Origin of the sequence: Bacillus songklensis (assembly GCF_042649685.1) — a bacterium.
In the GTDB taxonomy this organism is placed as follows: domain Bacteria; phylum Bacillota; class Bacilli; order Bacillales; family Bacillaceae_H; genus Bacillus_BA; species Bacillus_BA songklensis.
This window is the reverse complement of sequence record NZ_JBHRZT010000020.1, coordinates 491,422-502,450: the sequence shown is the minus strand read 5'-3', so window position 1 is coordinate 502,450 and position 11,029 is coordinate 491,422. Positions and strand designations below refer to the sequence as shown.

Sequence of the window (11,029 nt, the reverse complement as noted above, 5' to 3'; positions counted from 1 at the left end):
TGTACGGCAGCACAGCTTCTATAAAGTGAAGCTTCTATCAGTGGGGTTTTTCTGCCAATAGAGCGGAATCAAATATAGACAGAAACAAGGGGGAAACTTTTATGGTCAAACGTAAGGCTTCTATTGCTTGCTCTACAGCATTCGTTCTTTCCATATTTTTAACAGGCTGTATGGCAAGTGAACCTGCAAACAATGAACCGAAGGAAACAACGAAAACAGGGGAGAAAAAGCTGGAGGAAAAAGTAGTGGTGTATTCTCCGCATGGAAAAGATATTTTACAGCAATTCGAGCAAAAGTTTGAAGCGGAATATAACGTGGACGTTGAGTGGCTCGATTTAGGGTCACAGGAAGTGCTTGACCGCATTCGTTCCGAAAAGAATAATCCTCAGGCCGACGTATGGTGGGGAGCTCCTTCTGTCATGTTTAATCAGGCAAAAAGTGAAGATTTATTACAATCATATAAACCAAGTTATGCAGATAGTTTAGATGCTAAGTTTCATGATCCTGACTGGTATTGGTCCGGCACGAGCCAAACGCCGGAAGTTATTATGTACAACACGAAGCTATTGAAGAAAGAAGAGGCCCCGCAGGATTGGGATGAATTGTTAGAGCCAAAATGGAAGGATGAGATCATCATTCGTTATCCGCTTGCATCCGGAACGATGAGAACGATTTTCTCGGCAATGATTTACCGTGATTATAAAGATACACAAGATGCAACAACTGGATATGAATGGTTGAAGAAATTGGATACCAACACGAAAGAATACGCTGCTAACCCTGAAATCATGTACAACAAGGTGGCAAAAGGAGAAGGAAAGCTGTCCGTATGGGCGATGCCGGATGTTGTTATGTTGAAGGAGCAGAAAAATTACCCGTTTGATTTTATCGTCCCAAAGAGCGGCACACCGGTTTTAACAGAGGGGATTGCTGTTGTAAAAGGGAGTAAACATCCGGAAGCGGCCAAAGCATTCTATGAGTTTGTCAACTCCGAGGAATCAACCAAAACTTTAGCAGAGGAATATTACCGCATTCCGACGCGCAGCGACATTACTGACCTGCCTGCATGGATCAGTGAAACTGAAATCAATGCAATGGATATTGATTGGAAAGTGTTCGAAGAGAAATCGAACGAGTGGATGGAAGATTGGGATACAAACATTAAAAACAAAGAAAAAGATAAAAAAGAATGATAGAGAGGGGGAGGAAGACATGTCTTCTGTTGTACTAGAGAACATCAACAAATATTTCGGAACCTTTCATGCAGTCAAAAACTTAGAATTGGAGATTAAAGAAGGCGAATTTTTTACCTTCCTTGGACCAAGTGGATGCGGGAAAACAACTACATTGCGAATGATTGCCGGTTTTTATTATCCTTCCACAGGCAGCGTCAAATTCGGGGATCGTGATGTGACAAAAGTGGTGCCGGAAAAGCGCAATACGGGCATGGTTTTTCAAAACTATGCCCTTTTCCCGCATATGACTGTTTTTGAGAATGTGGCATTTGGTCTCAAGGTACGAAAAATGGCTTCATCACATATTAAACAAAAGGTAAAGGCAACTTTAAAAAAAGTCAGACTCGATCCCTATAGCGACAGGCAGGTAAGTCAATTGAGCGGTGGTCAGCAGCAGCGTGTCGCCCTTGCAAGAGCCCTTGTGATCGAGCCGGATATTTTGCTGCTTGATGAGCCTCTCAGCAATCTCGATGCTCGCTTGCGCGATGATATGCGTACAGAAATTTTGCGATTGCAAAAGGAATATAACATTACGACCATTTATGTGACACATGATCAAACAGAAGCGTTGTCCATGAGTGATCGCATTGCTGTCTTCAATTTTGGTGAATGTCAGCAAATTGGAACGCCGAAAGAAATTTACAACCAACCGGCCAATGATTTTGTGGCTTCCTTTATCGGGGAAACAAATCTAATCCCTGTTGTCATGAAAGAGAGAAACGATCAAATCATTCAAGTTTGCTGGGAAGAACAGGAGCATTGTTCATTTGTAATTGAACCCTCCGAGATGACAGTAGCGGCGAACACCCAATCTTCTCCTTTGTCTTTGTCCATTCGTCCTGAGTCCATTGAAGTGTATGGTGAAAAGACAGAGGAGGAAAACCTACTGGAAGGCAACGTGGAACTCGTTCAATTTACAGGGGCCGCGATGCATCTGTTTGTAAAGGTGCATTCCCGCATCATTCAAGTCCTTACATTAAACAATCGATACATGATAGAACTGAAACCGGATGAAACTGTTTATTTAAAATTTCCGTCACATAGCCTTCGAATCGTACCGCGCTTGACGGGAGGCGGTCTTCGTGAAAAATAAAGAGAATCGTTTTACGGTACTATTGCTCATCCCGATTGTGTTAGTGCTGTTCTCCTATGTATTTTATCCATCCATGCGGACATTATGGGAGAGTTTCCAGTCTGATGGGATTTTTAGTGTGAAAAACTATCAAGCTTTCTTTAACAAAGAGAGTCTATCGAATTTGGAGGCGCTCTGGAATTCGGTGTATATTTCGCTATTGTCTGTTTTGTTCAGCGCATTGATTGGCATTCCTTTGGCTTTCATTTTTAATAAGTATGATTTTCCCGGAAGAAGTTTCTTCTCCAGTGTGGCGATTATGCCGATTGTTCTCCCTTCACTGGTAGGGGTTATGGCCTTTATGTTTTTATACGGAGAAACGGGGCTTGTACCGAACGCGTTGAAAGATTTGTTCCGTCTAGAGGGTGTGCCTTTTAGTATTGGAGGCGTATCGGGGATTTTAATTGTTCACGCCTATACGATGTATGTTTATTTTTATATGACGGTGTCATCTACGATCCGCAATATTGATCCATCTCTTGAAGAAGCGGCCTTTAACCTGGGAGCTTCCCGTTTTACCGTGTTTCGTAAAGTGACATTGCCGTTATTGACGCCTGCTATTGTCGCCGCTTCCTTATTGGTTTTTATGACATCGATGGCGTCATTCAGCGCTCCGTTTTTATTGGCGGGCGGTTATCGCGTATTAAGCCTGCAAATTTATTTTTCAAAAGTAAACGGAAACTTGGAAATGGCTGCGGCACAGTCTGTCATCTTATCCATTGTTTCCATCTCATTCTTATTATTCATGCGGTGGCATCAAAACCGTAAAGATTATCGAATGTCTTCAAAAGGCATCGGTACCCATCGCAGTGAAGTGAAAAATCCTTTCATTAAGTGGACGCTCGTCGTTTTCGGGATTGTGGGAGTAATCATTTTACTGCTGCCCCATGTAACGATTCTCATCTTATCGCTTGTTCCTGATGGTACGTGGACATGGCAGGCGTATCCCACGGTCTTTAACATGGAAAATTACTTGCTGCTATTCAATGACCCGGGAGTGTGGAATCCGGTTCGAAACAGTTTGCTGCTTGCTGCCGTTGCCACAGTAGGAAACTTTATATTCGGCATCTTAACTTCTTATGTGTTAGTGAAGCGAAAATTTTACGGAAAAAACTTGCTTGATATGACGGTCATGCTTCCATGGGCTTTACCGGCAACCGTAGTTGGAATGAATTTAATTCTGGCCTTTAACGAAAGATCGATTTTCACGTTCGGGAACGTCCTGGTGGGAACATTTTGGATTTTGCCGCTGGCTTACTTTGTAAGACATATCCCTCTTGTTGTGCGCTCCACGAATGCGGCTTTGGAACAGCTGGATGATTCGTTGGAGGAGGCTGCCCGCAATCTGGGGGCTAAATGGTTTTATGCATTTAGGAAAATTGTGCTGCCTCTTGTACTGCCCGGTGTACTATCTGGTACGTTGCTTGCCTTTGTGCAGGCGGTGGGAGAGTTCCCGACATCCGTTTTACTTTATACCATCAGCAACAGGCCCATTTCCATTGAAATCATGAATCAGCTGCGCATGTTTAATCTGGGGCAGGCTGCTGCTTATGGAATGATTCAAATCGGTTTAATTGCGATTGTTTTGTTTATCTCCAATCAATTTTTCGGCGTAAAAGCAGAAAGATCCTTGTAGGAAAGGAGATTGATGATGAGTTCAAAAGAGGAGTTTATCCAAAGGGAAGGTATGGTTTTCCCGGGGAAAACATATGTAGAACATTTATTAAAACATGTTTTTAATGATCAGCGCGATTATTTGTTCCACGAAATGCTTGAGATTCATAAAGCCCATATCGTTATGCTTGCTGAACAAAACATTTTACAAAGAAAAGAAGCAAAAGTGATGTTGCAAGGAGTTGAGCAGGTCTCTCATATCGATTATAAGAATCTGAATTATGATCCACGGTTTGAAGACTTGTTTTTTTTAGTTGAACATAGAATGGGAGAAGAAATCGGGAAAGAACTCGCGGGCAAAATGCACATAGCGAGAAGCAGAAACGATATGGGGGTTGCCATGTATCGCATGGTGCTGCGCAGGCATATTCTTGAAACGATTACAAACACAGTCATGCTAAGTGACGCCATTTTAGAAAAGGCAGAGGAACATAAGGAAACCATTATGACAGCTTATACCCACACGCAACCGGCGCAGCCTACAACATTCGGTCATTATCTTGTTGCCGTATTCGACTTGTTAAATCGTGACATTGACCGGCTGTGGGCTGCATATCGCCGGGTGAACGTATCACCGTTAGGTTCAGCTGCTTTAACCACGACAGGATTTCCGATCAGCCGTCAGAGGGTATGCGAACTGTTAGGGTTTGGAGGAATTATTGAAAATTCCTATGATGCTGTTGCGGGCGGAGATTATTTAATAGAGGCGGCGTCTGCTGTTTTGTCACTTATGACAAATATGGGTAGGTGGATACAAGATTTTCTTTTACAGGTGACAAAAGAGTTTGGTGCGATTCAAGTAGCAGATCCATATGTACAGATTAGCAGTATTATGCCGCAAAAAAGAAACCCGGTATCCATTGAACATTCGAGAGCCCTTGCAAGCAGTTCCAGCGGAGAAGCATTAGCCGCTGTTCAAATGATCCATAATACACCATTTAGCGATATTGTCGATACGGAAGACGACTTGCAGCCACATCTTTATCGCAGTTATGAAAAAGCGAACCGTGTCATTCATCTGATGAACGCCGTCATAAAAACCATGACGGTTAATAAAGCGCTGCTCCGGAAAAGAGCTAAAACTTCCTGCATTACGATTACAGAGCTCGCAGATGTGTTAGCACGGGATAAAGATGTGCCATTTCGTGCTGCACACAAAATGGCCGGTCTTATCGCCAAACAATGTGTAAACTTACAAAAAGAATTGTACGAGCTTAAAGTCAATGAGGTAAACTCTCTTTTATCCTCAGTTTTACCCGTTTCTCTTACAGCGAAAGAATGGGAAGGGGTTGTTTGCCCTGAAACCTTTGTACAGCGAAGGCGTATTCAAGGGGGACCAAGTTATCAGGAAGTGCAAAGGATGATTTCTCTACGTAAACAAACGCGTGAACAGCAAGCGAGCCTCGTTCAGCGTGAGATGGACTTTCAGAGTGACAGTAAGGAAAAGTTAAGGAAGGCAATGGAGGCTATTTTCACTGCATGACAATAAACTCTGGGACGGTGATTCACCATGAAACGGGGAAGGGCTGAAACGTGCAGTTTTGCACGCTTCAGCCCTTTTTGCTTGCTATAAAAAAGTATAAAAGCGACTCCTTCTCAGAAGCTCCAATTTCCTATGGGGCTAAGCAGGCTCGTTCCGCTTTTCTTAGTTGTCTAGCTGCACGAGCCAGCCCCTACGGCAATTTCACTTCTTCCTGCGGAGTCAAAAAGCGACTCCTTCTCAGAAGCTCCAATTTCCTATGGGGCTAAGCAGGCTCGTTCCGCTTTTCTTAGTTGTCTAGCTGCACGAGCCAGCCCCTACGGCAATTTCACTTCTTCCTGCGGAGTCAAAAAGCGACTCCTTCTCAGAAGTTCCAATTTCCTATGGGGCTAAGCAGGCTCGTTCCGCTTTTCTAATGCCTTTTTAATTTAAAGTGAACAACGGCAGAATAATATTTGCGCCCGTGTTCGTAATCGATCGACATTTGGTGGGAGACATGATGGACTTCCAGCATAATCGCTTTGTTTTGCTCAATTTTCTCATTGATTTGTTTTTCTAATGTTGTTAAATCGTTTGCTTCAAAGAATTCGACTTTATCTTCTAATACTTCTAATTTGAACTGCATTTTCAAAACTCCCTCCATCTTTTCACTTTTCCTTTTTATAGTATACAAGGTATTTTCCTAAAAAACGAAAAGATTGATAAAGTGAAGCTTCACCCGTTGGAATTTCGACGTACAGATTGTACCAGGTGTATCCCGAATACTATACATAGAATAATTTTTTCTTGATGAAAACGAATAGTTATGATAATTTAAGGACAATTAAAGCTTTAAAACATAGTATATTTATAGGAATTATAAGTATTAAAAGGAGTGCACAAAATGGGGCGTGAGTTTCTAAACATTTTTGAGGATTGGGCAGAACAATATGATTCTTCCGTTTATGGGCATGACGAAGAATATAAAGAAGTATTTGCACGGTATGAAGAGATTTTGCAAGGAACAGCAAATGCAGCTTTTGGGAATGTAATAGAATTTGGCGTTGGGACAGGGAATTTAACGACAAAACTCCTTGAAAAAGGATTAAATGTATATGGAATTGAGCCATCAAAACCGATGAGAGATTTAGCACTTGAAAAGCTGGACAATAAAGTTTCCATTGAGGATGGAGATTTCTTAAACTTTCCGCTGCCGGAGGGACAGGTCGACAGCATTGTGAGCACATATGCTTTTCATCATTTAACAGACTTAGAAAAAGAAGAAGCGGTTGCAAAGTATGGAAAGTTTCTTCAACCTGGTGGTAAAATAATATTTGCTGATACAATGTTTGAGAACGAACAGTCGTTTATCGACACAATCGAGCAAGCTAAACAGCGGCAATTTAATAACCTAGCAGAGGATTTACAGCGTGAATATTATACGACCATCCCTGTATTGCGGGCCATTCTGGAGAAGCACGGGTTTGATGTAACATTCAACCGCTATAATCATTTCGTTTGGTTATTAAATGCGACGAAAAAATAATGATTGAAAGAGAAAGAGGGTCCAGCATGAAAGTAGCAATTATCGGTGCAATGGAAGAAGAAGTGACCATTTTACGTGAAAAGTTGGAAAACCGCAAAGAGACGATTATTGCAGGTTGTGAATATTCAGAGGGAACAGTCAATGGTACCGATGTCGTATTATTAAAGTCGGGAATCGGAAAAGTAAACGCTGCACTTTCAACAGCTATTTTATTGGAAAAATTTAAGCCTGATTATGTCATCAATACTGGCTCTGCGGGCGGATACAATCCATTGCTGAATGTAGGAGATGTGGTCGTCTCAACGGAAGTGCGTCATCACGATGTGGATGTAACGGCTTTTGGATATGAGTACGGTCAAGTACCTGGTATGCCGCCAGCTTTTGAGGCGGATGCAACATTAATAAGCATCGCAGAGGAGAGCGCTAAAGAAATTACTGATGTTCAAGTAGCGAAAGGATTAATTGTAACGGGTGATTCTTTCATGAACGATCCAACTCGAGTGGAGTTTGTGCGCGGAAAATTCACGGAGTTGCAGGCAGTAGAAATGGAAGCAGCGGCGGTTGCGCAGGTTTGTCATCAATTTAAAACACCATTTGTCATTATCCGGGCCTTATCAGATATCGCCGGTAAAGAATCTAACGTTTCATTTGAACAGTTTTTAGAAACAGCAGCAGTGAACTCGACAAATCTTGTTCTTCGCTGTGTAGAGAAGCTTAAGAACGCATAAAGGAAACTTCCATCAGTGGGGGTTTTCCTTCATCCCCCACTTAAACTTCTCCGATTACGCTAAGTTTTGAAGAGGGGGTCTGTTAACGCGGGATAAAGTTAAAGCCGGCACAACAGGGCTTCCTCCCTGCCGTGCCAGCATGAAGTAGTGGACTTTTTATTCCATAGGCAAACAAACGCCTGTCCTATGATGCTTTAGGTTGGTATTTTTCAGAATACGAGACATGTAAAGGCAATTTCATCTGTTTGCAAAACGGGTTGTATTTTGAAAAACGATCAAAAAGCAATAATGTTTACGAAAACAGCCAAAATAAAAAGTGACTGATACACAGAACCTTTTTTTTGAATATAATTACAAGTAATGTGGTCGGTTTACTTATCTTTAAGAAGCTAGATGGGGTGAAAGAGTGAAGGTTGTCAAAAGTATCCATGAATTAATTGGAGAAACTCCTGTTGTTGAACTGACTAAATTTGTACTGCCACGGGGAGTGCGCTTGTTCGCCAAGCTTGAATACCTTAATCCGGGAGGCAGCGTAAAGGACCGACTTGGTCAGGAGCTCATTAACAATGCGCTGCAAACAGGTGAATTAGTTAAAGGCGGAACCATTATTGAACCCACGGCAGGAAATACAGGTATCGGTTTAGCATTATCAGCCCTTCAACATGACATAAAGGTTATTTTTTGCGTCCCTGAAAAATTTAGTATGGAAAAACAAGAAATCATGAAAGCACTTGGTGCGCAAATTGTTCATACGCCAACAAGTGAAGGGATAAAAGGGGCAATTGCAAAAGCACAGCAGCTTGCACAGGAAATCCCAAACGCTTATGTACCGCAGCAGTTCGCCAACCCCGCTAATCCCATGACGTATTATAAAACATTGGGACCGGAACTTTATGAACAACTGGAGGGCCAAATTGATATATTTGTTGCAGGAGCAGGAAGCGGCGGCACTTTTATGGGGACGGCGAAATTTTTGAAAGAAAAGCTTCCTTCTATAAAAACGGTCATTGTTGAACCTGAAGGCTCGGTTTTGAATGGTGGAGAACCCGGACCGCATAAAACGGAGGGAATCGGGATGGAGTTTTTACCTGGATACATGGATTCCACTTATTTTAATGAAATTCATACTATTTCGGATATGGATGCATTTAAGAGGGTGAAAGAGTTGGCCCGAAGAGAAGGAATTCTGGCTGGTAGCTCGTCGGGTGCAGCTCTGCACGCAGCATTGTTAGAAGCCGAAAATGCAAAAGAAGGTACCAATATCGTGACGATTTTCCCGGATGGCAGTGAACGCTATTTAAGCAAGAAAATATATGAGGGGGGCATTTAACATGAAACGAAAAACGAGATTGATCCATGGCGGAATCGCAGGAGATCCACATACAGGTGCGGTCTCTGTACCTATATATCAAGTAAGTACGTATAAACAAGAAGGTGTAGGGGGACATAAAGGATTTGAATATTCCCGTACAGGTAACCCGACACGTCATGCATTGGAAGAATTGATTAAAGATATCGAAGGCGGCCAGGCAGGGTTTGCGTTTGGCTCAGGCATGGCGGCCATTACGGCCGTTATGATGTTGTTTAACAGCGGGGATCATGTAATCTTGACCGATGACGTATATGGCGGGACATACCGCGTGATGACGAAAGTGTTAAATCGATTAGGAATTGAAGCAACATTCGTGGATACGAGCAACCTAGAGAATATTGAAAAAGAAATTCGCCCGACGACAAAGGCGATCTACTTGGAAACACCTACAAACCCACTGTTAAAGATCACTGATATTCAAGGTGCTGCAGCAATTGCGAAACAGCATAACTTGTTAACAATTGTCGATAATACATTTAGCACTCCGTATTGGCAGACTCCGATTGAATTAGGAGCCGACATTGTCCTTCATAGTGCGACAAAGTATTTAGGAGGCCACAGTGATGTGGTAGCGGGATTAGTCGTTGTCAACTCAGCTCAATTAGCGCAGGACCTCCACTTTGTCCAAAATTCAACAGGAGGCGTCCTGGGACCTCAAGATTCCTGGCTGCTTATGAGGGGCATCAAAACATTGGGCATCCGTATGGAAGAACATGAAGCGAATACGAGAAAGATTGTGGAGTTTTTAGTAAATCATCCACAAGTGGAAAAAGTGTATTATCCAGGCTTGGAAACCCATCCGAACCATGAGATCGCGAAAAAGCAGGCAAGCGGTTTTGGAGGAATGGTATCGTTTGATGTAGGCAGTCAAGAAAAGGCGGATCAAGTATTAAACAGCGTCAAATACTTTACGTTAGCTGAAAGCCTTGGAGCGGTAGAAAGTTTAATCTCTGTACCGGCTAAGATGACCCATGCTTCTATCCCAAAAGAGCGTCGGGAGGAATTGGGAATTACTGATGGATTAATCCGTATCTCAGTCGGAATCGAAGATGTGGAAGACTTAATTGAGGATTTAACAGCAGCTTTATCTTAAAAATTTTTAAATCAGTTGAACTGAGAACGGGGATGACTCGGCAGGCATGATTTGCTGCCTTTTGGGTCATCCCCGTTTGTTTGCAAAACCAGTTTTTTATTTTACCCAATTTATTCATTTTCCCCTGTATCTAAAGTATAAACATACTGGATAAAATTACATGATTCATAGACTGCTAGTCTGTGTTACATTGGAATTGGAGCCTTAAGTAAGGGGGAAATGAATAATGAATGAAAAAATGATTCGTGAACTACAAACGAAAATTTCCGACTACACACGTTTTATATATATATTATTAGCAGTCAGCACGTTTTTATATTTAGGAACCGTTATTGGAAACGGAGAAAAAGATCCTCTTCAAATGGATGTTATGATGGGAACAACAGCTGTTTTATTAGGCGGCGCTTTTTATTTTGCCTATAAAATTAAAAAAATGAACAAAGAAATGGAGAAAGAAGAAAATTAAATTTACCTATTTTTACAAAAAGTGGTTTACAATCGCTCTTTTAATGGATATAATTACCAATGTAATAAGTGAATTATTCCAGAAGGGAGGTCGAGTAAAATGGTAGTAACGCATGTATCTGTAACCGTGCAACTTTATAAGCATTACCATCATAACTATTCGACCACCTATCAGAGCATTGTAAACTATTGATTCTTATTAAAGACATTTTAGCCACGGGTGAGGATAGTATATACCTGTGGCTTTTTTATGGAGCTGCAGGTACCCCCTGTGGCTTTTTTATGTCTAAAGAATCATATTTACAATGTGAACATTCCCGGTCAA

The 11,029-nt window shown here is 41.9% G+C and carries 10 protein-coding genes; 9 read left to right on the top strand and 1 reads right to left on the bottom strand.

What is annotated here, in order from left to right; genetic code table 11:
* The first annotated feature begins 101 nt into the window (after positions 1–101).
* The 4 genes from ACFOU2_RS05605 to argH are packed head-to-tail and all read left to right on the top strand — an operon-like array spanning position 102 to position 5,524.
* Complete coding sequence (locus ACFOU2_RS05605) at positions 102–1,193, top strand: extracellular solute-binding protein (RefSeq protein ID WP_377913008.1); 1,092 nt, start codon at positions 102–104, stop codon at positions 1,191–1,193.
* A gap of 19 nt (positions 1,194–1,212) precedes the next feature.
* Entirely contained in the window at positions 1,213–2,328 is a 1,116-nt protein-coding gene (locus ACFOU2_RS05600; protein ID WP_377913006.1) for an ABC transporter ATP-binding protein, read from the top strand.
* Complete coding sequence (locus ACFOU2_RS05595) at positions 2,318–4,003, top strand: ABC transporter permease (protein WP_377913004.1); 1,686 nt, start codon at positions 2,318–2,320, stop codon at positions 4,001–4,003. Before ACFOU2_RS05600 ends, ACFOU2_RS05595 begins: the two co-directional genes overlap by 11 nt.
* A gap of 12 nt (positions 4,004–4,015) precedes the next feature.
* Positions 4,016–5,524 (top strand): argininosuccinate lyase, encoded by a 1,509-nt coding sequence (gene argH / locus ACFOU2_RS05590; RefSeq protein WP_377913002.1) that lies wholly within the window; start codon positions 4,016–4,018, stop codon positions 5,522–5,524.
* 409 nt (positions 5,525–5,933) lie between these two features.
* Here argH and ACFOU2_RS05585 read toward each other — a convergent pair whose 3' ends face one another.
* Positions 5,934–6,146 (bottom strand): YrzA family protein, encoded by a 213-nt coding sequence (locus ACFOU2_RS05585; RefSeq protein WP_377913000.1) that lies wholly within the window; start codon positions 6,144–6,146, stop codon positions 5,934–5,936.
* Between the two features lie 258 nt (positions 6,147–6,404).
* Between ACFOU2_RS05585 and ACFOU2_RS05580 the strand changes: the two genes are divergently transcribed.
* The 5 genes from ACFOU2_RS05580 (at position 6,405) to ACFOU2_RS05560 (ending at position 10,705) form a co-directional block, all read left to right on the top strand.
* Positions 6,405–7,046, top strand: a complete 642-nt coding sequence (locus ACFOU2_RS05580) for a class I SAM-dependent methyltransferase (protein ID WP_377912998.1) — start codon at positions 6,405–6,407, stop codon at positions 7,044–7,046.
* Between the two features lie 26 nt (positions 7,047–7,072).
* Positions 7,073–7,774 (top strand): 5'-methylthioadenosine/S-adenosylhomocysteine nucleosidase, encoded by a 702-nt coding sequence (gene mtnN, locus ACFOU2_RS05575; protein WP_377912996.1) that lies wholly within the window; start codon positions 7,073–7,075, stop codon positions 7,772–7,774.
* Positions 7,775–8,180: 406 nt separating this feature from the next.
* Positions 8,181–9,104, top strand: a complete 924-nt coding sequence (locus ACFOU2_RS05570) for a PLP-dependent cysteine synthase family protein (protein ID WP_377912994.1) — start codon at positions 8,181–8,183, stop codon at positions 9,102–9,104.
* Position 9,105: 1 nt separating this feature from the next.
* On the top strand, positions 9,106–10,239 hold the full coding sequence (locus tag ACFOU2_RS05565) for a bifunctional cystathionine gamma-lyase/homocysteine desulfhydrase (protein WP_377912992.1): 1,134 nt from the start codon (positions 9,106–9,108) through the stop codon (positions 10,237–10,239).
* Positions 10,240–10,465: 226 nt separating this feature from the next.
* Positions 10,466–10,705 (top strand): YrhC family protein, encoded by a 240-nt coding sequence (locus tag ACFOU2_RS05560; protein ID WP_377912990.1) that lies wholly within the window; start codon positions 10,466–10,468, stop codon positions 10,703–10,705.
* Positions 10,706–11,029 lie beyond the last annotated feature (324 nt).